Origin of the sequence: Bacteroides parvus (genome assembly GCF_017309675.2) — a bacterium.
Lineage (GTDB): Bacteria > Bacteroidota > Bacteroidia > Bacteroidales > Bacteroidaceae > Bacteroides > Bacteroides uniformis.
In genome coordinates this window covers 3,759,300-3,783,493 of sequence record NZ_CP084680.1, presented here as the reverse complement: position 1 = coordinate 3,783,493, position 24,194 = coordinate 3,759,300, and the positions used below count along the sequence as shown (strand labels likewise).

The window sequence follows — 24,194 nt, the reverse complement described above, 5'->3', positions numbered from 1 at the left end:
TCAGTGAATTACGGGCTATGATTGCTTGAATTTATATTTAAGTCCATACTCTTCAAGTTTGCTGTATAGTGTTGTCCTGCCTATGCCGAGCAGTTCTGCGGCGACACTCCGGTTGCCGTTTGCCTGTTTCAACGCACGCAATATCCGCTCCTTATCCTCCGCGTCATTGCGCAAGGCGAAGCTGACAGTAGAGGTCGGTTTCGTCACGGCAAGTTCCAGATGCTCTTTCATGACAACACCTTCCTGCGCCTGCAATACAGCACCCATAACTTTCTGCCGAAGTTCCCGCACGTTGCCCGGCCATGCGTGTGTCAGCAACGCTTTACGTGCTTCGGAACTGAACCCGCTCACGCTACACTCCAGCTCTCTGTTTGCCATATCACGGAAGAACTCTGCCAGCGGCATGATGTCTTCCTGACAGTCACGCAACGGAGGAACGGTTATCCCGAAGTCGTGCAGGCGGTACAGAAGATCCTGCCGAAAACGCTTTTCATTCACCGCTACTTCCAAATCTTCATTGGTAGCAGCGATGATGCGGACATTGAAATTCCGGTCTGCCTTGTCTCCGACCGGGCGATACCGCCTCTCCTGTATGGCGCGGAGCAACATCTGTTGGGTTTCCAACGCGAGGTTTCCTACCTCGTCCAGAAAAAGCGTGCCGCCTTCCGCCTCATGGAAATATCCTTTCTTGGCATTGTCCGCACCTGTAAACGCTCCCTTGACGTGTCCGAAGAAAGCCGACGGTGCAAGCTCTTTGGAGAGTGAACCGCAGTCCACCGCCACAAATGGCTTGCCTGCACGTTTGCTCTTGTCATGCAACAGATGGGCAATATGCTCCTTACCCGTGCCGTTCTCACCAAATATCATCACGCTCATGTCGGTGGCGGCTACCAGCCTTATCCGGTGCATGATTTTCTGAAAAGCGGAACCTTCACGGGCGAATACAGGCATACGGCGTTGTCCTGCCTGACGTTCTTTCAGTATGGAACGGATCAGGGGGACAAGTTTATCCTCCACAAGCTGTTTGGGAATATAGTCTATCGAGCCGAGTTTCATGCTTTCCACGGCGGTATTAACTTCGGCGTAGTCGGTCATAATGATGAAGGGCTGCATCTTTCCCTCCTTTCGCATCCAGCACAAAAGGTCTATGCCACTGCCGTCAGGCAGACGCAGGTCGGCAACCACGATATCATTATCTGTTGCCTGTTGCAGATGTTTCTTCGCGGTTGAGAGGTGGTAAGCCTTCATATTGCGGTAGCCCTCCCGTGACAGCATATTGCAGACATATTCGCAATACACGATGTTGTCTTCCACCACAATTATTTTTGTCTTATCCATCTTCGTATTTTCTCCTTTCCTCTTCTGCCAACCGTATTATTTCCACTCCCTTATCCAGCACAGCAGTCACGGCATGGCTTAACGCTTCACCATCCGGGAGAGCATCGCCACGAAGCAATCCGTAAAGTACATTCAGCGGTTGGTCGGCACGGAGCACCTCCCACGAACTGCGCAGGTGGTGGATCAGGGAATCCAGCTTTTGCAGGTCTTTTTCTTTTGCTGCATCCCGTACCGCCTGCATTTCCTTTTCTGTTTCAGTTATCAACTTTTCCAGCATGACGGCTTCATTGCCATAGGACAATAAGGCGGAAAAGTCCGGTTTCCCGTCCGGTGTCGCTTTTATGGCACACCTGTCGGAAACCTCCATCAGTTCCGATATGGAGAACGGCTTGAACAGGCATCCGGCAAAGCCTTTTGCCAATAGTTCCCCTTTGTTACAACTGCCCGAAGCGGTTGCCACAACCACCGGGATTGTTGGTGAATTGCCCACGTTGGACGAACGCAACAGTTCCAGCAATTCGAAACCGTTTATACCAGGCATATTCAAGTCTGTCAGCAACAGGCTGTATTCTTTCTGGCGTATCATTTCCATCAGTGCCGCAGCATCGGTGCAAGTGTCGCAGTGTATTCCTTCTTGGGAATACATCTCTTTCAGCATTAGAAGTAATACCTCATCATTGTCAATGGCGACAACATCATGGAATTTATTGTTATGATAAACAGGTGTATTGCTTGTATATCCAAGCTGTTCTTCAGCTTCCTGCATAGAAATTTCAACTGTGAAACGACTGCCTTTCCCTTTCTTGCTGTCCAAACGGATTGTTCCGCCAAGCATCGACACAATATTACGCATTATGGCAAGCCCAAGCCCGAAACCCTCCTTTGCAGCGGCATTTGATAGACGTTCAAACGCACCGAACGCTTGTTTCTGTTCCTCTTCTGTCATGCCTGTACCTGTATCTTCAATGACCAGTGTCAGAACTCCATTATCATATTCAGTAATCAAAGAAACACCGCCTTCTTCTGTGAACTTGACAGCGTTTGACAGCAGGTTATTCCCGATTTGTATTATTCGCTCTTTGTCGGTCAATACAATGGCATCGTGTCCAGTCTTCACGGACAAGGACAACCCTTTGTTCACGGCAACAGGCATGAACTCCGTTTCAAGTGTGTGCGTGATTGCAGAAATCCGGCAGGGTGACAGACGGGGCTGTTCCTTGCCGTTGTCCAGGCGGAAGAAGTCAAGCAAAGTGTTGAGCATATCCCGCATACGGTCGGAGGATTGCAGTATATTTTGGATATATTGCCCATTATTACCGCTATTGCATTCTTTCCGCAAAAGTTCGGTATAGCCGGTTATTGCCGTCAGTGGTGTACGCAACTCATGGGTAATAGTATATACCGCTTTCTTTCGGGAGGTTATGAGTATCTCATTTTGTTGCACGGACTGTTCCAATTGCTCGATCAAATCCGTTGTCTTGCGTTTGTATCGTTTAATGTTCTTTGCATCACGGTGTATGATGATATAGGAAATGACCAACAGCAAAAGAACAAATCCCATCAAGCCGCCTATCTGCATAAATGATTTTTTACGCATGGCTGTTATCTCGCTTTCTCTATTTTGTAAATCAGATTGCACCTTCTTTTCGATTTGGCAAATCAATCCTTGCAGTTGTCTGTTAAGTTCTGCATTACGGGCAGCAAGACTATCGGCTTGTTCTGACAATCGACGGCTCTGCGCATTCTGTTCGTTGACCATGTTTCTATTGGATGAACGGAGCGTAGTCGTTGTTGTCGTTGGCTTCGTTCCCTCTTTTTTGCCGAAGATGCTCAAGAAACCTTTTCGTTTTGGCTTTTTGGACTGTTCCTGCACACTTTTCTGCACAATAACCGGAATTTGATTGGCTATCTTCTTGTTAATAGATTGTTGTTCATCCATTAACCGGACTATCTGGAACATCTGTCGTTCCTTATCCTCTAAAAGACTGCGCACACTATCGATGCGCTCTGCTGGATAGGTGGCCTTGAAACGGCAAAGCATACTGTCCATTGCCATACGCCGTGCATGGTAATGCTCGATATCTTTATCGTTCCATTCCAGTATTGTTTCACCCAATAGAGAAAATTTTATCATTTGAATATTGATATTGTTTATTTCTTTTCGGAGCTCGTCTATTTTTTTATTGCCAAGTTCTAATGCTTCTATCTCCTGCCATTCATAGAGGCTATTATATGCCATACATCCGATAAGAATGGAGATAAGTATATATCCCAACTGTATTGCCTTATAGAAATTTCCTGACCGCTCCATTATTTTGATGACATTGATTTTTGGAACATGAATAAAAGTTTATCTTTTTCGTTCATGCGGATATTATCAGAATAACCGCCTTTTGTTATTTGATACCCGCATGGCTTAACCATAAAAATGCCTAAGCCCTTAGTGTATGAACTTACTTCTGATGCATAGTCTTTACTTGTATTTAATGGAACTTTCCCTTTAATATGACACCACTCATTATTGCAACTGATGTCTTCAATCTCAGACATCATTTTTTGCAAATCTGTAATAGCTTTGGAACTTGCCGCTTGGGGTATCTGCAACTCAAAATAGAGCATCGGTTCGAGAATGTCCACACCTGACTGTTGCAAGGCCAGCCTGAAGACATAAGGGGTCAGCTGTCTGAAATCAGCAGGTGTACTTACCGGGCTATAATACTCGGCTTGAGTAAAAGTTACTTTCAGATCAGTCACTTCCCATCCATGTAACCCGGATTGGCAAGACATACGAATCCCTTCAAAAACGGCATTTTGAAAAGAATGGTTCAGATAACCATAGGAGATGTCACTTTCGATTTGCAACCCTGTCCCTAACGGTAAGGGTTCAAGAGTCAGCCCTATTGTGGCCCAATAAGGGTTGGGCGGCACTTCGATCTGAATAATCTTATTGACCTTTTTTACAGGTCGTTCTTTGTATATAGTCTTGATCTCATCAAAATGGACCTTTACGGAAAATCGTTCTTCCAGCAATGTCTGTATGATTTCCTTTTGGGTTAAACCATATAACGAGATTTCCAATTCATCACTATATGAGTTTATGGAAAAGGACAAAGACGGGTCTTCAATCCACAATGTATTCAGAGCGGATATCACCTTGCTTCTCTCTTCGGGCCTGTCTGGCCGGACGGAGGATTTGAGAGCGGGATGCTGATGCGATAATCCTTGAATCAAACAAGGTTCAGCACCTAAATAATTTCCGATTCGAAAATCATCCATATCCTCTACAATCGCGATATCATTGGCGCCCACTTCATCAACATTTATCTCTCTGCCCTGATTGATAGTTTTTAGATTTTTAATCTTGATGAATTTTTCCGAATCGTTGATTCTTACAACGTCTCGAAGTCTCAGACTTCCGTCAATTATTTTTAGAAAACTTCTTTTATGTCCTTTGGGGTCATGCTCTATCTTATAAAGATAAGATGAAAGTCTGTTTGAGACCGATGCCGGAGGAAGTATAAAAGAAGTGATGGCGTCCAACAACTCATTGATACCGATATTGAACATTGCTGATCCATGTAGCACCGGATAGACTTTGGCTTTTGCCACAAGAGCGATTATCGTATTCCAATAATCAGCCGGTGAAATTTCGCTATCCGCCAAATATCGTTCTAATATATTGTCGTCATGGTTGCATACAAATTCTTTGTATTCTTCCTTTATATATGTTTGGGAGCAAACCGGATAAACCGATCCATCGACAACATTTTGCATAAACAGGACATCTTGAGACAGATTTGCTTTTATATCCAGATACAAACGCTCCAAATTCACACCGGCTCGGTCAATCTTATTGATAAATATAATTGTCGGGATTTGCAGCTTCTGTAAAGTATTGAACAGCAACTTTGTCTGCGCTTGTATGCCTTCCTTTGCGGATAAGATGAGGACTGCTCCATCAAGCATTTTGAATGTCCGCTCCACTTCCGCAATAAAATCCATGTGTCCCGGAGTGTCAATGATATTGCATTTCACACCATTCCAGATAATAGATGTCGTAGAAGCCCGAACAGTAATTCCTCTACGTTTCTCTATATCCATAGAGTCCGTTATGGTGTCACCATTATCCACACAGCCGCACTTTTCCGTTGCTCCACTGGCAAACAGCAGATTCTCGGTTACGGAAGTTTTTCCTGCATCAATGTGAGCAAGAATTCCTAAATTTATAATATTCATTTGGATTAAGCAATAATATACTACAATAGATGCATTGTCGAAACGCACCTTTTAATACCTCCTCGTAGCATATGAGAACTACAGGATTCCTAACTCGTATTAATATGTATATTATTACTGCCGCATAACGATTACAAAATTACACAAAAAAATATATCTAACAAAAGTAGGAGGATTTTTTAACTTTTTACCATAGACATTTTATTAGGGAAACGTAGGTTCAACTGGTAAGTACAAATAAGTAGAAATGTTTGAACAACACTGTTTTAGGAAGTTGAAAAATCAAGTTTCTCTCTCGGTATAGCGTTTATTTTGGCCAATATCTTCTTTAGTTTGGCATTTGAGTATTTCCCATTCGTGTTCTATTTAGCTCCTTATTATGAGTATGTAGCAAGTTGCTTATCAAATTCAGCCTCTTTGAGGGTCAAATATGGTTTTGCAAATGGTGACTGACAAGACATAAACAAGGTCAGCAGGATTTTTTACATAAATGGACATGAATGTATATAACCTAAAATAAGAATAAATTTTAATAAGGGCTGCCCAAAAAGAAAAAAATGCAGTTGCCATCCTACAGATACTTGCAGAAAGGATAAAATTTACTTTTAGACCTTTTGGGATAGCCCTTATTAATACTTCAGATAAAATTCCTAAGGTTATATTTTCAATCCTTTGAACCGGGTTTCCTCCTTGGCATACAGTCCCGGACGCCCGATTATGACATGGTTGGCAACGATACTATCCGCCGGACTGCGTATCTGCGGCGGTGCATTTTCGGGATATTGCGCCTGCCTGTTCCTCACATCTTCCGCTTCCGGCTTGACCTGTTGCCCTTCTTTCTCCTTTTCGGCGACTTCGGGCGTGGGCGGCGCAAGTTCCAGCTGTATTTTTCGGTCAAGGGCGGCAAGTTCGGATTTCAGCTGCTTCAGCTCGTCCTCCTTCTTCCACACCTTGCCCGCTATCTCCTGCAACTGCGGTATCTCCCTCTCCAGCACCTCGTTCTTCGCCTTGTACTGGTCGATAATGGAGGGTATCCTCTCCATCGCGTTCAGGAAGTTTCGGGCGGCAGCCATCGGATCAGCCATTGCCAGATGTCCGTTGTTATAGGTGTACTTGTAGTTCCCCTCTACCACGAAGCGGTTGTCGGTAAACTCCAATCCCTCTTTGAGTATCCTCTCGCTCACCACCTTTATCGGAAAACCGTACAGTTCTCCGACCTGTGTGTAAAGCCCGCCCGTAGTGGCGTTTTTCGCTATCTCCTGCAAACGCTTTCCGATAACCTTCTCATCGGCGGAATCCACACCGTCCACCTTTATTATATTAAGGCGGTTGCCCTCCCTGTCGGTCTGCGCCACCGAAAGGAAGCGGTTCCAGTCCTCCGTCATGGCATCTATGAAAGCCGTGTTGTTACGCAACTCGCCCGTCTTCGACTCTAACTTGAACTCCGAATCACGCTTGCCCTTGTTAAACGACTTGCGTTCCCCTTCGAGCGAGGCGATGCGCTTTTCAAGTTTCGCCTTGTCCAGCAGGTCGGTGTTGCCGGATAGCAACGCCATATATTCCGAAAAGTTCATGCCCGATTTCTCGTCCACTGCCCCCTCGTCGATGGTACGCGCCCCCATAGCACCGCTTTTGAGCTGGCTGATGAAAGTCTGCTTGCAGTGCAGGAGGTTGAACTTGTAGCTGTCCAGTGACTTCTCCACCGCGTAGATGATTACGTCCACGTTGTTCCCGGCGAAATGCTTGGCAATTTCGTTTCCGGCTCTAACTCCGCGTCCGTCACGCTGTTGCAGGTCGGACGGTCGCCACGGCGTATCGAGATGATGAATTGCCACACACCTTTTCTGTGCGTTCACACCCGTTCCGAGCATGGAGGTGGAGCCGAACAGAACACGCACCGTTCCGGCATTCATGGCGTCTATCACCGCCTTCCGAGCCTTGTCGGTCTTGCACTCCTGAATGAAGCGCACCTCGCTTGGCGGTATGCCGTAATCCTCCGTCAGCTTGCGCTTGATTTCCGAATAGACGTTCCACCCGTCGCCCGGCTGATATGTCCCCAAGTCCGAGAAAACGAACTGCGTGCCTTTCTGCGCGTCGTATTTTTGGTAATACTCCGCGATCATCTTGGCACAGTGGCTCGCCTTGTTATCGGGGTGGTCTTCATAATGCGGGTCTATCATGCGCATGTCGAGTGCCATCTTGCGGGCGTAGTCGGTGGCGATAAGCATCTTCGCCTTTTCCTCCGTTTCCGAAAGCGGCAGCCTGCCCAGAAGTGTGGCATCGCCAGTCTTGGCGAACTGCATCAGCTTCTGTATGAAGTCCTCCTGCTCCGGCGTGGGCGGTATGTGGTGCAGTATCTCATTCTTGTTGGGACGATCTACGCCCACGTCCTCTGCCGTGCGGTAGTCCGTGATTTCATTATAGAAGGCGGCAAGTTCCGGCACCTTGATGAAGTAGCGGAAACGCTCCTTTTGAACCACGTTGTTCGTCACGTTAAATTCAAAATCCGTCGTCTTCTTGGCGAATATCGCCGCCCAAGCGTCGAAACATCGGATGTCCTGCCGTTCCAGCTCCTTCGGACGCAAATACTTGAACAGCAGATACAACTCCGTCAGCGAGTTGCTGATGGTAGTACCCGAAAGGAAGGTCGCTCCCAAGTCTCTGCCCGTGCGCTCCTGTATGGTGCGTATGGCAAAGAGCATGTTCAGTGCCTTCTGGCTTCCCTCGCTGTTGCCCAGTCCCGCCACACGGTCATGGCGCGTGTTGAACGTCAGATTTTTGAACTGGTGGCTCTCATCTATGAAGATGTGGTCGATGCCCATCTGCTTGAAATCCACCACGTCGTCCGTGCGTGACTTTATGGCATGTTCCACCTTCTCCAGCTTCGCTTCAAGGTTGTGTTTGCGCTTCTCCAGACCTTTCAGCATAGCCCGCGACACGTTCTTTCCCTGCTGCCGCAGCACTTCGAGGTTTTCCTCCACCGTGTCAAGCTCCGCTTGCAGGATGCGCTGCTGCAACTCCGGCGACTGCGGTATCTTGCCGAACTGGTCGTGCGACATGATGACACAATCGTAGTCGTTGTTCTTTATATTATTGAAGAAGCGCACACGGTTGGCGGTCGAAAAGTCCTTCTCCGAAGCGTACAGAATACGTGCGTTGGGATATGCCGCCTGATAGGTGGCGGCAATCTCCGCAACGTTGGCTTTCAGCCCGATAATCATCGGCTTATGTGCCAATTTCAGACGCTTCATCTCATGCGCGGCGATGCACATTATCAGCGTCTTGCCGGTTCCCACCTCGTGGTCGCAAATTCCGCCGCCGTTCTGTTTCAGCATCCAGACGCAATCCATCTGCGAGGGATAGACGCTCTTGATACCCCGGCTTGCCAAGCCTTTCAGATTGAGGTCGGGGAAGGTCTGGTGCGAGCCGTCATACTTCGGGCGCACGAAACAGTTGAACTTGCGGTTATACATTGTCGTCAGCCGTTCCTTGAACTGCGGCGACTGTTCTTCGAGCCATTCGGAGAAACCGTTGCGGATTTCATCAATCTTGGCGTTGGCGAGCTGTATGCCCTCGCTGTCGCGCACCTTGATGTCGTTGCCATGCTCGTCCTTGCCGATGGACTTCATCATGTCGGGGCAGGTGTTGTGCAGGGCGTGTTTCAAGAGGTGCATACCGTCATAGTTCCGGTAATACCCCTTTACCAGAAACTCGTCCGTGATTTTCATGGTGCGGTAGCCGCACGCAACCGAAAACTCGTCCATGCTTGCGGAATAGGCGATTTTCACCTCCGTGTCGAACAGCCGGCTCATGTAGGCGGCATAGACACCCGTCGGAATCCAGCGTTCCCCGAAATTGAAGTCCAGATCCTCGAAGGCGATACGCGGCGGTTCGGCATCTTTCAGAGCCTCCAACGCCTGTTTCACTTCCGGCATACGCTCACTTTCGGGGTTTTCGCCCATCCAAGCCTCTATGCGTTCCGCCTTCTCTATCACGTTCCCGGCTATGAAGCGGTCTTTGATTTCGTAACCGGTCACGAGCGGATTGTAATAGATGCGTCCTTGCAGGGCTGTGAGCAACTCCTCCGCCGTGCTGTCGGTTATCTCCCGCATATAGTCGAGATTGACCGTGCCATATTTGTTGAGCGACGCGGACAGGGCTTCTTCGGGAGAGCCTACGTTGGCATGGCTCTCCACGGAGAAGGAAACGGGATGCTCGAAGATGTCCGCCTTGACGAACTTTCCGTTCTCCACCCGTTCCAGCGAAAGGATGTCACGCCCGCCCGCGTCCATCATCACTAACTTCACGTTCTGCTTGGCGTTGAGGTTGCCGTAGCGCATGACAAACTCATCGTAACAGGTATTCAGATGCTCTCGCCACGGAACATTTGCCTCGCGCCGGAGCGATTCATAACGGTACAGACGCTCGTAGGCGTCACGCAGCGACACATACAACAACGCCTTTTCCTTCTGGTATCCTTTCAGGTCGAGCGGCTGGAATGTAGCCCCGTATGGCGTGATGTCCTTCAGATAGCCGATGTTATGACGCCCCCGGTCAGCCACCAGCGAGCCTTCGCGCAGGTGCATCTCCGGCGTGCGATGGTAGGCACGCGGCGTAAGGTCCGCGACTTCCTCCTTCGGCTTTTCCGGTTCGATGTCGGGAAAAAGGGAAGTAGCCACCGTTTCCGGTGGAGCATCGGTAACAGCAGGTGCGGCGACTGCTTCCGGCTGTGTTTCCTCCTGCCGGGGTTGTTCACGTGGTACTTCCGGCGTGATCGTCGCAACCGTTCTGTTTTCATGTTTTTCATTATGCTGCCTTGCCAGCTCCCGAAGTTCCTTCCTGCGCTCCGGCGTGAGTTCCATCATCATCTCGTAGAAGCCGTTGATGGGAGGATTGGTTTCCCAGTCCAGCTTTGCATAGATGTCGTCCGGGTCGGCAGGCTTGGCGGTGTTCTCCGCTTTCACCTCCTTATTCTCCATAGCGGGTTTTGCAGTTGGAGCTGTCGGTGTAACCGTGACTTTCGGTTTGGGCGGAGTGGACTTTGCCGTAACTGCCTTTTTCACCGTCTTTTTCTTTTTGGAGGTTTTCGGTTGGCTGACCTCTTCCGTCATCCCCCAGAGGTTGAGCAAGGAGAGCTGCACCCCGTCAGAATATTTCGGACGTGGCTCTATCTCCGGTTTTTCCTCAACGGGTTGCGGTTTTTCCGTCGGAGTTTCCACCGTCTGCGCCGAAGATACCGTTTCCAATTTTATAGCAGGACGCTCCGCCTCCTTTTGAACGGTAACCTTTTCTTCCGTTCCCGACTGCCAGATTGTTCCCGAATACAGACGCATGGCGAGCCTGTAATGGAAATCCTCGTTGAGCATCCGGCGCAAGTCCCCGGCGATACCTGCGGTCTTGCCCTCGTGCAGATAAACCATAGCGGGCTTCCCGTAGGGGTCAGTGTCAAGTTTCGACGTCGTATGCACGATGCGTTCCGGGTGGTGGATGAAATAGGCGTTGTCGGTCAGGTCGGTTTTCGTGTCCGTCTGTATCACGGTCATCAGCCGCTCGTCCTGCGACATTTCCTTCTTGCTGAGGTTCTTTTGCAGGACAATCAGGTCGCTGCCCACCTCCGTCCCCGCGTTGTCCGTGAACAGGTTGTTGGGCAGGCGTATCGCGGATACCAGATTGGCCTGACTGAACAGCTCGTTACGCACGGAGGTCTTGGTGCTATTCAATACCCCTTGCGAGGTGATGAACGCCACGATACCGCCGTCACGCACGGCATCCAGTCCTTTGAGAAAGAAATAGTTGTGGATGGTTTTCTGGGCGGAGCGTCTGCCGAAAGAGTCGCTCCGCTGAAACTCCGCGTCGAACACGGCAATGTCACCGAACGGAATGTTGGACACCGCCAAGTCGAAATAATTGTTGAACGGTCTTTCGATTTTCTCAAAACCGCAGGTGCGCATTTTCTGGTCGGGATAGAGATGCCTCAAGATTGTACCCGTGAGCAGATCCTTCTCGAAAGCCATCACATCCGCATTGGGGCTGTGCCGTAGCATGGAATCCACGAACACGCCGACACCTGCCGACGGTTCGAGCATACGGGCGGGGCGGACGCTGTAATCTGCCAGCACGTCCGCGATGGTGTCGGTTATCTCTTTGGGGGTGTAGAAAGCGGTCAGCACGGACGCTTTCAGCGAATCCACAAACCGCTTGTACTCTGTTTCGTCCTTGCTGTTCTCACGGATAAGCCTGTGCAGCTCCACCGTCGGGGCGAACAGTTCGAGGTCGGATTTCGCCCACCGGACGGCATCCGTCAGTTCCTTTGCAGGGTTGAGGATACATTTCAGACCGCCGAAACCGCAGTACCTTTGAAGTATGGCACGCTCTTCGGTTGTCGCTGTCCTGTTTTCCCTGTCAAGGATGAATGCCGTCCGTATCGCCTCGATGTTGTCCCGCAGTTTCTGTTTGCGGTTAAACGCCATATTCGTCTAAGTAAAGGACGGTTGCTCCCGTCAGCTCCGTGTAGAGCAGGTCGTAATCGGAAGACAGGGCGAAATTGTCATCCGAGAGGTCATAGACGGAGAACACGTTGCCGACAAGCGGCAGCAGTTTCAGGACAAAGGCTTCACGCTTCTCTTCCGGCACTTCATCGGCAAACTCGTTTTCCACGACTTCGCGGAGGATGGCGTAACGGGAATAATGCAGCCCGCGCAGCAGCGTGTCCATCGCCAGTTCCTGCGCACCATCGGCGGGATAGCCTTCAAGCCGTGCCCTCTCATACGTTTCGGCGGCACGGTCGGCCCGTTCCCGTATGAAAGCGGTGTCGTCAGCCTGTTCAAACTTGTTCGTGCGGAGATAGTCCAGCAGGTACAGACCGTAATAGGAAAAGTCGGTCTGACCCTCGTTTTTCTTCTTGTTGTTCATTACTTTGGATTTAGCGGATTGATAATTAACGGGATAATCGGTTGGAAAAAGGAAGAAAAAGGCACTCGGTATCCCTCCGAGTGCCACCACTAAATCCAAAGTATGAGTGTAATCCGGTATCGAAGAACAATTCATTACTCTGAACAAGTGGCAAAGTTAATACTATTTCTTCCGTCCTGAAAATTTCTTGCCCTTTTTAGCCTCCGGGAACACAAAAGTCGTGTTATATTCCCCGTCAAAGGCGACAACAGCATCGAAACTCTTGCCCTGTTTGCTCTTGAACCCTTTGAGCAGCTTGGTATGCCCTTCGGTGAGCAGGTCTTTGATTTCATCGTCGGACAGGGTGCGTCCCGCTTTCAGCCGGAACACGGGCAGTCCGCACTCCGTGTTGTCGCAGCGTACCACCTTGCCGTAGAACCGCATCCTGCCCGTGCCACACTTGGGACACGCGCAGCCGGAGTCACGGCTGCCGAAGAGCTTGTCGCACGAGAGCAGTTCGGAGGTTATCTCACGTGTGTACGCCTCTATCTCCTTGCGGAAGGTGTCGGCGGACAGTTCCCCGCGCTCGATACGCGCCAGCTCCTTTTCCCATTCGCCCGTCATGGCAACATCGGCGATGCGCATCGTCTTGACGACGGAATTGAGGGCAAGTCCTTTTTCGGTGGGAACAAGCGACTTCTTGCAGCGTTCCATGTAACCGCGCTTGAAAAGCGTTTCGATGATGGAGGCGCGTGTGGCGGGAGTACCGATGCCACAGTCCTTCATCGCCTGCCGCAGTGCGTCGTCCTCAATTTCCTTGCCCGCCGTTTCCATTGCCGAGAGCAGGGTGGCTTCGGTATGCAGCGGCTTGGGTTTGGTCTTTCCTTCGGTAATGGACGAGCCTTTCGGTGTCAGCGTGTCGCCTTCCTGCCAGCCGGGGATGGTAATTTCCTCTTTTTCCTCGCCATAGACGGCACGCCATCCGGTTTGCTTCACGACGCTGCCTTTTACGGTAAACTCCACTCCGGCACATTCCGCCGTGACAGTGGTCACATCCTTGACGCATTTCTCAGAGAATGCCTCGACCATGCGCCCGGCAATCATCTGATAGATGGTATTGTCCTCTTTGGAGAGGAAGAGCGGTTTCTCACCCGTGACGAGCAGGGCATGGTGGTCTGTCACCTTGCCGTCGTCCACGCTGCGGCGTGTCGGGGCGGCTTTTGCCCGCACCTTGTCTTTCCATTCGGGCTGTGTGCCGATGAAAGCGAGCAGTTTGGGAATTTCGGCAAACACGTCTTCGGGGATGTAGCGGCTTCCCGTTCTCGGATAGGTTATCAACTTCTTTTCGTAGAGTTTCTGCGCGATTTCAAGCGTCTGTTCCGCCGTGAAGCCGTGCTTGGCGTTGGCTTCTTTCTGGAGCGTGGTCAGGTCGTAGAGCAAGGGAGTTTCCTCCGTCTTCTCCTTGCGCTCGGCTTTCGTGACAGTGGCGCAACCTGCCGCCTTTACCTTATTATATAGTTCCATCGCCGGTTCTTTCTCTTTCCATTTCTCGGAGGATGAGAATTTCACGACTTCGCCGTCGCAACCGTCCGTTGCGATATGGAGCAGCCAGAATGCTTCGGACGTAAAGCGGCGGTTCTCCCAGTAGCGTTCACATACCATAGCCAACGTTGGTGTCTGCACCCGCCCCACGGAATACGTGCCGTGTCCGGCGGCGATGGATAACGCCTGTGTGCCGTTGATGCCCACGAGCCAGTCGGATTCGCTCCGCGCTTTGGCGGCGAGGTAGAGGTTGTCGTATTTGCTGCCGTCTTCGAGTTTCCGCAGTCCCTCACGGATAGCTTTGTCGGTGAGAGAGCTGATCCACAGGCGCACGAAAGGAGTGGTGCAACCCGTATAGTGGTAGAGGTAGCGGAAGATAAGCTCTCCCTCGCGTCCGGCATCGGTCGCCACGATGATATGTTCGCTTGTGTCGAACAGTCTTTTGATGACTTTTATCTGCGACACCACGCCGCTGTCGGGCTTGTAACCTTTCTCCGTCCTGACCTGACGGGGGACGAGCGTGAATGTGTCGGGAATAATCGGGAGGTTGTCACGGACAAATCCGCGCACGCCGTAGCCGTCGGGCATGGCAAGCTGAACGAGGTGTCCGAATGCCCATGTCACGGCATAGCCGCCTCCCTCGAAATATCCTTCCTCTCTCTTTGTCGCGCCCACGATGCGGGCGATTTCACGTGCCACGGAGGGCTTTTCTGCAATGATTGTCTTCATGTTTTCTTGCTTTTTTGTTGATACTTTGGATTTTATTTTGGATTCAGTGGCGGACACGGGATTACATTTTCATGCCTTTGTTGTTCTTCTTTTTCGGCTTCTCCTGCTGCTGTTGCTGGCGGTCGTCCTTCGGGGCGGTCTGACCTTTCTGCAAAGGCTCTTTCAGGTTCTTTGTCGCCTCGTTGGTTTTGCCCTCGTTGTTCACCGCCACCTGTGTGCGGCTCTCGTTGGACGGGGCGACCTGCTGGGCGTTGTCGGGGTTCGTTTCGTAGCGGTACGGGCGGCCCTTCTCCGGGTTGAACTTGATATACATCGTGGCATGGAAGCCCTGCTTGTCGGTCACGTTCTCCAGTTTCACGGCTTTACCCGCCACGTAGTCGGCTTTCTGCTTGTCGGTGAAGTTCACGCCGCTCCATTTGCTGATGGGGCGGATGCTGCCGTCCTCGTTCATCCACGTGTTGCGGCGTTGCTCCTTCTTGGTCTGTGCGGCATTTTCCCCGCCTTGCGCCTGACTTTTCGAGGTGTCACCTTTGGCTTCCTGCGTCTGTGCGGTACGGGGCGACCTTCCGGTTCCCGGCACGAACTCCACGCCGCGCTGCTCCACGTTCACTTGAAGGGTGGTGACGAACTTCCTGCCGTCGTTGCGCTCGATGAGCTTGTCGCGCACGGGCAGTCCGGCGCGGAGCATGTCCTGCTCCTGTTTGGTGATTTCCGTCTTGCCGATGCGCTCCGGGATGCGCACCTTGTTTGCCGGAATGTCCGTGATTTCATTCGTCTTGCGGTCGATGCTGATGTAGGAGGGGATGATTTCGCCCGTTTCCCTGTCCTCAATGTCCACGACCCTGCCGAGGTTGCCCGTTTCGCGCAGGTTCTTCCGGTCATCGTCGGAGAATTTGTGTTCCTTGTACTCATCTAACTTCTGCTCCTTGCGGATGAAGTGCGGCACGAGGCTGACATTTCCCTCACCGTCCTTCTTGAAGGAGAGGCGGGCGTCCAGCTCGAATGATTCGCCGCCGAAGGTGGGCTTGACCTTTACCAAGTCGGACTTGCCGTAGTGGAGCATCTTCGTAAGGTCTCCGGACTTTTCAAGGTCGTCACGCTTCACGCCCCATCTGTCCTCCAGCTCCTGCCAGTTGATTTTGCTCTCGTTGATGGGTTGGTAGCCCTGTCTGCCCTGCGTCTGTTGCGGGCTTTCCTGCTGTTCTTTCTGTTGTTCCATGTTTTCCTGTTTTTGAGGTTCTTGTTTCTCTGTCTTTTGTGCCGCCATCTCTTCCTGCACCTGCTGTTGATAAGGGAAGGTGTCGATTTTGTGCGGTGCAAGGATTTGTTTGTTCTGGTACGGATGCTGAAGCAGGTCTTTCATCACGCCAAGCATGGAATCCACTTGGTCTGCCGCGATGCGGTAGAAACCGAAGCGGCTGGGTTCCTTGCACTGCCGGAAGAAGTTCTTGAAGAAGTTGTCCAGCACGTCGCCTTGTCGGTCGAATTGCAGGAAACTCTGCGCGTTCTCAGCTTTCGCAGGGGTACGCTTAGGTGTGCCGTCTGCATTCAGCCCGGCTACCACGCTGATCTCGCCCGTCTTCTCATCACGGACTACCAGCACGTCCTTTTCGTCTTTTTTCTTTGCCATTTGAAAAATGTTTTAATGGGTTATTTATGAAAGAAATTATGGATACGAGCCTTGTAGAAGGCTATATCTTCTTTTTTGAAGTCCTTGATATGGTTGGAAAGGAATGTCAGCACATCCTCCTCGCTGTAATAGGTTTTCTTGCCCAGTGTCTTGTAGGGCAATGCGCCGACACTGCGGTAGCGTTGCAGTGTGCGCTTGCTTATCTGGAGCAGCATGCACAAATCCTGATTGTCGAAAAGGCGGATGCTTTCCGTGATAGTAGGCTGTTTCCCCTCAGCCTTCATCGCCAGCAGCAGTTCGTCCTGACGGTCGAGCCGTTCCATCAGCTTCTGCATCCAGCCCTCGAAGTTGTTTCGTGTGAGCAGTTCCATGACCTATGTCCTCCTTCCTTTTGGTTTGCCGCCAGTGCGCAGCGTGTGGTTGCGTTTCAATTCCTGCGGTGTCGCCGCGTCCTCGTTGACGGCACACGCTTCAAGCAGGCGGTCTATTTCCGACTGCCGGTAGCGGCATTTACCGCGAAGCACGACATAACCGATGCGTTGCTCGCTGCGCATACGCTGGAGGGTGCGGGTACTCACGTTAAGCAGGTGCGCCGCCTCGCGTGTGGTGAGCAACCTGTCGGGCGATGCCGCTTTCTTGTCGCCGGAGGCGGCACGGACGTGTGCCGCAATCTCCGCTATCTGTTCCGTCAATGACCGGAAGGCGGAACTTTCCATCGTTATCACTTTCATATTCAGTCCTTTCTTTTTGTTTCTGCAGCAAAAATCGGCAATAAACAAAAGGGGCTTTAACAACTCACTACGTGACTCACGTAAGATTTTTACGGAAGATGGCTCCGTAACCCGGTCAAACGGCGCAACAGGCAGCCTTTCAGCGGAAAACGGCACGTGTTCAGGACCGTACCGTTACCTTTGCGGGCAAACCGATAATTGCATGAATATGGAAATAGTATCTATCGAGAAAAAGACTTTCGAGATGATGGTGGCGGCATTCGGCGCACTCTCGGAGAAGGTCGCCGCCCTGAGGCGCAAAAGCGACACGAGGCGCATGGAAAGATGGCTCACGGGCGAGGAAGTCTGTAGGCAGTTGAGAATAAGTTCGCGCACGTTGCAGACGCTGCGCGACAGGCGGCTTATCGGCTACTCGCAGATAAACCGCAGGTTTTATTACAAGCCGGAGGAGGTGAAGCGGCTGATACCGCTTATCGGCACGCTCTATCCGCACGGCAGATGATTTGATTTATTCACCCACTGAATCCGAAGTTATGATGAACGAGAACAACGATGTTTTTACGATGGAAGACGAGCCGATAGCCTCTGTGGTGCAGGATATGCGCAAAGGCTCGAAATGGCTGTCCGCCTTTCTGGAAAGTTACCGTCCTCTGCTGGACGGGGAACGTTACCTGACGGACGGCGAGGTGGCGGAACTGCTCCGCGTAAGCCGACGCACATTGCAGGAATACCGCAACAACCGCGTGTTGCCCTTCATACTTTTGGGAGGGAAGGTGCTTTACCCGGAAACGGGGCTGCGTGAAGTGCTGGAAGCAAATTACCGCAAGCCGCTGGAGTGAGCGCGGTTGGCAAGAAAAAAGGAAACGGGCGACACTTTTTGTGGTGCTGCCCGTTTCCTTGTCTTATGTGGTATGCGCAATCAGCAGTACCCGGCTTTTCCGTTCTGTATGAACATCACGTATGCCTGCCGTTTCTCTTTGGCGAGAGCTTTTCCCACCAGCCATGTGCGGAACAGGTGGGTGTTGTAGGTGTTCAGCCGGAAGGCGACGGGGATGATGATTTCAAGCGCGTACACATCTGCGTACAGTCCGTTTTCAAGTTGCATGTAGCGGCACACCTCGTAGTCGTTAAGCACGTCCGACTTGCGGATGGCTTTGATGGCGGCGTTCACTGCCGGGACGGTCGTATGGAACAGTCCGGCGATTTCGGTGGCGGTCATCCACACGTCGTTACCGGTTACGCTGACCGCCTTGTCCTCTATGATGATTATGTCACGTTTCATGGCTTCTCTTTTTTAGATGGTGCAACCTGCAAATTCCTCAACACTGTTCAACCTTGCGGCAAGGTTCTTCATGTCCTGATTGAGTTTTTCTTTGGTTATCTTCGCGTAAATCTGCGTCGTCTTTATGCTCTTGTGTCCGAGCATGGAGCTGACGGTTTCGATAGGTACGCCATTAGAGAGAAATACCGTCGTGGCTGCCGTGTGGCGGCTCTGATGCCACGTGATATGCTTGGTGATGCCGCAACGCTTGGCGACGGCACGGATACCGGCAAGGCACGTGTTATAATGCGGGACGGGGAATATCTTGCCGTTCTCGCACAGCCCACGGTATTTGCCGATTATGCGGTTGGCGATGTCAAGCAGGCGGATGTTGGACACCACGCCCGTTTTCTGGCGGTTGATGTTTATCCACTCGTGTTCGTCGAAGTAGGTGCGGATATTCTCTTCCGTGAGGTTGCGCATATCCGAGAACGACAACCCGGTGAAAGCGCAGAACAGGTAGAGGTCACGGTACAGTTCCTGTTTGGCGTTTTTCAGTTTCCCGTCCATCAGCAGGCGTATTTCCTCTTTGGTCAGAAAACTGCGTGTTGTTTCCTCCTTCTTGATTTCATACTCGCGGAACGGGTCGCGTGTCAGCCACTCGTTGTTGATGGCGATGAACACCATCGTCCGTAGCGGGCAGACGTACAGCCACACGGTATTGGTGCAGCAGTGTTTGTCCGTGCGCAGGAACATCTCGAAGTCGGAGATGAAAGCGGGGGTAAGCTCTTTCAGTGCGATGTCCTTCACATGGTAGCGGATGTCGAGGAACTCTTGCAGGTGCTTGTAAACGATACGGTACTTTTCCAGTGTACCTTTTGCTTTCATGCCTGCTTCCACCTGTTTCTCATAGTCCTCATTGTGACGACGGTACACCTGCATCAGCGTGTGGTAGCGGTGTTCCAGTCCGAGAAAAGCGTTCTTCACCTTCTCAGCCGTGACGAAGTTGTCACGTTCCATGATTTCCTGATAGTGCCTATTGATGCGCACCCGCATCTTGTCAAGCATACGGTTCGTTTCGAGTGCCGCCGCGCTTCTGCCTGTGACACGTCCACCTTTGGTGTCCCACAGTTTCGGATCGACTGTCAGCTTGCAGCTGAACTGCGTCTGGCTGCCGTCCACCGTGATGCGTCCCATGACGGGTACTGTCCCGTCCTTTTTCACTACCTGACGCTTGAGGTAATAGATTACTGAAAATGTACTCTTCATCGTCCTTAATTTTTTGGTTTCAAAATTAGTTGGTGAAGAGTCCGGTGTCGGTACGCAAAACGGGGAGGAACGGAGCAATCTTTTTCCGTAACCGAAATTTTTGCGTGAGTTATCGGTAACTCACTATTCCTTAACGTATTGTTTCGCTATCCGTACCCGTTTGTCGCATTTTCGGGCATGGTTACGAACAAGTAACGTTGCGGCGTCAGGATTTGGCTTCGGCAGGGATTGTAATGGCTTCACGAATTATCGCCACTTCAACTAAAACCCTTGTAACTCAATTCTATCACTATAACTTTCCGCATTTCACTTTTTTGTAGTAACTTTGTATGACAATATAGAGGTAATTCCATTCGGCAAAATAGAGAGATTCTTCAATGAACATCTTCGATGACCGCCTTTAATGTGTTAGGAACCAGACATACCTTTCTTTAGCCTGGTTCAGCAATTCCTCTTTCAGGCAGATATCTTTCCGGAAAAGCGAAAGCTCCGGGAAGATTTCTTTTTTCTTGGACGCCTTGTTCCAATTTCCTACTACATGCCCCTTATAGAGAAGTACCGGAAAGAACAATCCGTTGTTGGTGAAAGCTTTGGAATAGTCTTCTTTGGGTAGGACGTTCGTCCGGTCCTTGTAGCCTATCAGGTATTCATCGTAGGAGGGAAGAAGGTGCAGGCTGTCGGTCGCCTTTCCTAATGTCCGGCAGGAGTCATGGATGTACCATGTCTGGCTGTGCCATTGTTCGGACATCAGTTCCGGTTCTATCAGAGAAATGGCTTGCCTTGCTTCCGTTAAAGGCAAACCGGACCACCAGGAGAAGTCTTGCAGGGTAGCGGGGGCATGGCTGCGGAAATAGGCTGTAGCCAGGCGGGCCAACGCTTCTTCTTTCGTTAGTTCGGGGGTAGGTGGAACTCTTTCGTCCAGAAGGGCATAGGTGTGTTGCCGTCCACGGCATTCTCCGCTGCACACAATGCCTTCGACTTCGGCACGCGACATGAAGCGGGTCATGTGGTAGTTGTCTGCAAGCAGTCCCGAATGTTCAAAATGTTCCGCAATCTCTTGTTTCGTCAGGCTTCGCTTCCCGCTGAGGATATTCCCAAGTATGGTGTAGCTTCTTTCATATTGCTGTTCCGTGATTTCCAGACCATGCCCTTTTGCATAGGAATCATTGGCAGATTTGATGCGTTGTGCAGAGAGTTTCAGCATCCAACGAATGTCTTCTGCTGCTACCAGGTGCCATGTGGGGCGCATTACGTGGGTTCTCAGTATTTCCCCTTGATGCAGGGCTTTTTCCACAGCTTGAATTCCCGGTGACTTCAGCCTTATACCTACGGCCCATTTCACCATTGTATAGTCTTGTGCCTGCATGGCGCCCATCCAGGAGACCAGTTCTTTCGGGTGGCGGAAGAGTGGAGTGGACAGTTGCTGGTTCTGTAAGCGTATTTCAGGGATTCTCATGTCGGTATGGTATTCGTTTGTATCAATAGGAATCGCAAAGATAAGAAAAGCAGGTCATTGTAGGGTATATCGTGTCCGCAATTATATTCTTTTGTTTCTTTTAACACCAGCTAATATAGCTATCTTTTATTTTTGTAACGCACAAATTGGGAAAATATTCATAATAAAACAACCATAAGAACTTTTTTATGACTATGAGAACAAATTGTATTTTATTGTTAGCTATTTTGTTGGGAGCTTTTCCCTTAAATCGTGTACATGCCGATGAATCTGGAAGCATTATTCTGTACACTCCTTACACAAAAATTTCCGTGACGCCCGGAGCGTCCATTGATTACAGCATTGATTTGATTAACAATACGGACGGGATTACAAATGCAAATCTCTCGGTCAATGGATTGCCGGGCAGTTGGAAGCATGAAATCAAGTCAGGCGGCTGGACCCTCAGCCAGCTTTCTGTACTGCCCCAGGAAAAGAAAACGTTCAATTTGAAAGTGGAAGTTCCTCTAAAAGTAAATAAAGGAAGTTATCATTTCACAGTATTTGCCGGAGAAACCAAACTGCCGCTGGAGGTGGTCGTGGCCCAGAAAGGAACTTACCAGACCGAGTTCACTACCGACCAGCCCAATATGCAGGGCAATTCCAAGTCCACCTTTACCTTCAATGCCACTTTGAAAAACCAGACGGCCGACCAGCAGCTGTATGCGCTGATGGCCAATGCCCCCAGAGGCTGGAGTGTCGTGTTCAAGCCCAACTATAAGCAGGCCACTTCTGCCCAGGTGGAAGCGAACAGCAGCCAGAATGTGAGTATAGAGATTGTCCCTCCCGCCAATGTGGAAGCCGGCAATTACAAGATTCCGGTACGTGCGGCTACCGGTACGACTTCTGCCGACTTGGAGCTGGAAGTTGTTGTCACGGGTTCCTACGAGATGGAATTGTCCACGCCCAGAGGATTGTTGAGTACCGAAATCACAGCGGGAGATGTGAAGCGTATCGAGTTGGTGGTCCGGAATACCGGCTCTTCATTGTTGAAAGATATCCAGCTTTCTGCCAATAAGCCCGTGGACTGGGAAGTGTCTTTTGAGCCTTCGAAGATTGATATGCTGAAGGCGGGGGAAACGGCCAATGTCGTAGCTACCATGAAAGCATCCAAAAAGGCATTGCCCGGAGATTATGTGGCTACCATGACGGCCAAAACTCCTGAAGTGAATACAGACGCCCAATTCCGCATTGCCGTGAAAACCCCGATGATATGGGGATGGGTGGGCGTTTTGATAATAATCGTTGCCATAGGTGCCGTATGCTATCTGTTCCGTAAATATGGAAGGAGGTGAGCATGGACGAGCGAGTGATTGCATTGACAGACTTGACCAAGCAGTATGGGCGCTTCACTGCCGTAGACCGCATTTGCTTGACTATCCGTAAAGGGGAGATTTTCGGATTATTGGGGCCAAACGGCGCCGGCAAGTCAACTACCATCCTGATGATGCTGGGACTGACGGAACCCACTTCCGGCTCTGTGGAGATTTGCGGTATCGACTCTACCAGGCATCCTATCGAGGTAAAGCGGAAGATAGGCTATCTGCCCGAAGATGTGGGGTTTTATGATGACATGACCGGTCCGGAAAACCTTATATATACTGCGCGTCTCAATGGCATTTCGGATGCCGAAGCGAAAGTCAGGGCGCTGGAGCTGATGGAGCATGTGGGGCTTGCCGGACAGATGAAAAAGAAGACCGGGAAATATTCGCGCGGTATGCGCCAGCGATTGGGACTGGCGGACGTGCTTATCAAAAATCCGGAAATTATAATCCTGGATGAACCTACTTCGGGAATAGATCCTGCCGGTGTTCAGGAGTTCATCGAGCTCATTAGGCAGTTGAGCCGGAAGGAGGGACTGACCGTCTTGTTCTCTTCCCACCACCTGGACCAGGTGCAGAAAGTTTGCGACCGCGTGGGACTGTTCAACAGTGGGAAGCTGGTCACCTTGATTGATATGTCTGATTTGAAGGACAAGCATCAGGAATTGTCTGATATTTATAGCCATTATATGGAGGAAGGAGGGGAAAGGCATGAATAAAGTCAATTATCCTTTTTGGGTAGTCGTTAACAAGGAAATATCCGACCATGTGAAAAGTTGGCGGTTCATTATCTTGATGGGAATCATTTTGCTTACGTGCATGGGCTCACTCTATACCTCGCTTACCAACATAGGTGCCGCCATCAAGCCCAATGACCCGGACGGTTCGTTCCTTTTCTTGAAGTTGTTCACAGCCTCGGACGGCACATTGCCTTCTTTTGTGCAGTTTATCAACTTTCTGGGGCCGTTGTTGGGGATTGCGCTGGGATTCGATGCTATAAATTCGGAACAGAACAAGGGGACGTTGAGCCGTATGCTGTCACAGCCCGTTCATCGTGATTGCATTATCAATGCCAAGTTCGTGGCTGCATTGATTGTGATAGGTATAATGCTGTTTGTACTGGGATTCCTCGTAATGGGCTGCGGGTTGATAGCGATAGGCATTCCTCCCACAGCAGAAGAATTTTGGAGGATTGTATTCTTTCTCATAATCAGTGTATTCTATGTGGCATTCTGGCTGAATCTGGCCATTCTGTTTTCGCTTTGCTTCCGTCAGGCGGCCACCTCGGCATTGGCTTCGGTGGCGGTATGGTTGTTTTTCAGCGTGTTCTATACGATGATTGTCAACCTGGTTGCCAAGGCGTTGAGCCCCTCGCAGCTGGCATCTCCTTATCAGATAGTCAGTTACCAGAAATTTATTCTCGGTCTGATGCGTCTGGCACCTAGCGAACTGTTCAATGAGGCGACTACAACACTGCTGATGCCTTCCGTCAGAAGTTTGGGGCCGCTCACTATGGAGCAGGTTCAGGGGGCCATTCCCAGCCCGCTGCCATTGGGACAGAGTCTTTTGGTGGTGTGGCCGCAGCTCACCGGACTGATTGCAGCTACTGTTATCTGTTTTGCCCTTTCGTATGTCATATTCATGAGACGGGAAGTCAGATCACGGTAATGATAAGTATGTTTTATTGAGTGTTGAAAGTCCGTTCCGGCATTGGTTGCTTGAACGGACTTTTAATATTATTTGCCCGAAC

General features: G+C 50.5%; 17 protein-coding genes. 5 read left to right on the top strand and 12 right to left on the bottom strand.

Annotated elements, in window-relative coordinates:
- Positions 1-15: 15 nt before the first annotated feature.
- The 9 genes from JXR92_RS15470 to JXR92_RS15430 all read right to left on the bottom strand — a co-directional run bounded on the left by JXR92_RS15470 (position 16) and on the right by JXR92_RS15430 (position 17,097).
- Entirely contained in the window at positions 16-1,338 is a 1,323-nt protein-coding gene (locus JXR92_RS15470; RefSeq protein ID WP_004293870.1) for a sigma-54-dependent transcriptional regulator, read from the bottom strand.
- Positions 1,331-3,649, bottom strand: coding sequence for a hybrid sensor histidine kinase/response regulator (locus tag JXR92_RS15465; RefSeq protein WP_004348456.1), 2,319 nt, complete (start codon positions 3,647-3,649; stop codon positions 1,331-1,333). Before JXR92_RS15465 ends, JXR92_RS15470 begins: the two co-directional genes overlap by 8 nt.
- Entirely contained in the window at positions 3,649-5,574 is a 1,926-nt protein-coding gene (gene tet(Q) / locus JXR92_RS15460; protein WP_004293868.1) for a tetracycline resistance ribosomal protection protein Tet(Q), read from the bottom strand. Before tet(Q) ends, JXR92_RS15465 begins: the two co-directional genes overlap by 1 nt.
- 656 nt (positions 5,575-6,230) lie before the next feature.
- A complete protein-coding gene (locus tag JXR92_RS15455) occupies positions 6,231-12,044 on the bottom strand; it encodes an N-6 DNA methylase (protein WP_005790817.1) in 5,814 nt (1,937 codons plus the stop codon).
- Complete coding sequence (locus JXR92_RS15450) at positions 12,034-12,621, bottom strand: DUF1896 domain-containing protein (RefSeq protein ID WP_004291461.1); 588 nt, start codon at positions 12,619-12,621, stop codon at positions 12,034-12,036. The genes JXR92_RS15455 and JXR92_RS15450 overlap by 11 nt, the downstream gene beginning before the upstream one ends.
- A gap of 27 nt (positions 12,622-12,648) precedes the next feature.
- The gene (locus JXR92_RS15445; RefSeq protein ID WP_005790822.1) at positions 12,649-14,736 is read right to left on the bottom strand and encodes a type IA DNA topoisomerase; all 2,088 of its coding nucleotides are present in this window, start codon (positions 14,734-14,736) and stop codon (positions 12,649-12,651) included.
- Positions 14,737-14,797: 61 nt separating this feature from the next.
- Entirely contained in the window at positions 14,798-16,366 is a 1,569-nt protein-coding gene (locus JXR92_RS15440; protein ID WP_004348473.1) for a DUF3945 domain-containing protein, read from the bottom strand.
- A gap of 20 nt (positions 16,367-16,386) precedes the next feature.
- On the bottom strand, positions 16,387-16,737 hold the full coding sequence (locus JXR92_RS15435) for a helix-turn-helix domain-containing protein (protein WP_004291454.1): 351 nt from the start codon (positions 16,735-16,737) through the stop codon (positions 16,387-16,389).
- A 3-nt stretch (positions 16,738-16,740) separates the two neighbouring features.
- Complete coding sequence (locus JXR92_RS15430; protein ID WP_002561004.1) at positions 16,741-17,097, bottom strand: helix-turn-helix domain-containing protein; 357 nt, start codon at positions 17,095-17,097, stop codon at positions 16,741-16,743.
- A 202-nt stretch (positions 17,098-17,299) separates the two neighbouring features.
- Between JXR92_RS15430 and JXR92_RS15425 the strand changes: the two genes are divergently transcribed.
- Both JXR92_RS15425 and JXR92_RS15420 read left to right on the top strand, forming a co-directional pair.
- A complete protein-coding gene (locus JXR92_RS15425) occupies positions 17,300-17,599 on the top strand; it encodes a helix-turn-helix domain-containing protein (protein WP_004348475.1) in 300 nt (99 codons plus the stop codon).
- A 31-nt stretch (positions 17,600-17,630) separates the two neighbouring features.
- A complete protein-coding gene (locus JXR92_RS15420) occupies positions 17,631-17,936 on the top strand; it encodes a helix-turn-helix domain-containing protein (RefSeq protein ID WP_004348476.1) in 306 nt (101 codons plus the stop codon).
- 80 nt (positions 17,937-18,016) lie between these two features.
- On the opposite strand, the gene JXR92_RS15415 is transcribed toward JXR92_RS15420, so the two are convergent.
- From JXR92_RS15415 to JXR92_RS15405, 3 genes are all read right to left on the bottom strand, one after another.
- Positions 18,017-18,379 (bottom strand): hypothetical protein, encoded by a 363-nt coding sequence (locus JXR92_RS15415; RefSeq protein ID WP_004348477.1) that lies wholly within the window; start codon positions 18,377-18,379, stop codon positions 18,017-18,019.
- 12 nt (positions 18,380-18,391) lie between these two features.
- Complete coding sequence (locus JXR92_RS15410) at positions 18,392-19,627, bottom strand: site-specific integrase (RefSeq protein WP_004348478.1); 1,236 nt, start codon at positions 19,625-19,627, stop codon at positions 18,392-18,394.
- 400 nt (positions 19,628-20,027) lie between these two features.
- Complete coding sequence (locus JXR92_RS15405; protein WP_138345580.1) at positions 20,028-21,083, bottom strand: winged helix DNA-binding domain-containing protein; 1,056 nt, start codon at positions 21,081-21,083, stop codon at positions 20,028-20,030.
- A gap of 188 nt (positions 21,084-21,271) precedes the next feature.
- Here JXR92_RS15405 and JXR92_RS15400 point away from each other — a divergent pair, with 188 nt between their 5' ends.
- Genes JXR92_RS15400 through JXR92_RS15390 form a run of 3 tightly spaced genes read left to right on the top strand, consistent with a single transcriptional unit; the run spans position 21,272 to position 24,112 of the window.
- Entirely contained in the window at positions 21,272-22,417 is a 1,146-nt protein-coding gene (locus JXR92_RS15400; RefSeq protein WP_117600372.1) for a COG1470 family protein, read from the top strand.
- A 2-nt stretch (positions 22,418-22,419) separates the two neighbouring features.
- A complete protein-coding gene (locus JXR92_RS15395; protein ID WP_117600371.1) occupies positions 22,420-23,163 on the top strand; it encodes an ABC transporter ATP-binding protein in 744 nt (247 codons plus the stop codon).
- On the top strand, positions 23,156-24,112 hold the full coding sequence (locus JXR92_RS15390; protein ID WP_008664980.1) for an ABC transporter permease: 957 nt from the start codon (positions 23,156-23,158) through the stop codon (positions 24,110-24,112). The genes JXR92_RS15395 and JXR92_RS15390 overlap by 8 nt, the downstream gene beginning before the upstream one ends.
- Positions 24,113-24,194 lie beyond the last annotated feature (82 nt).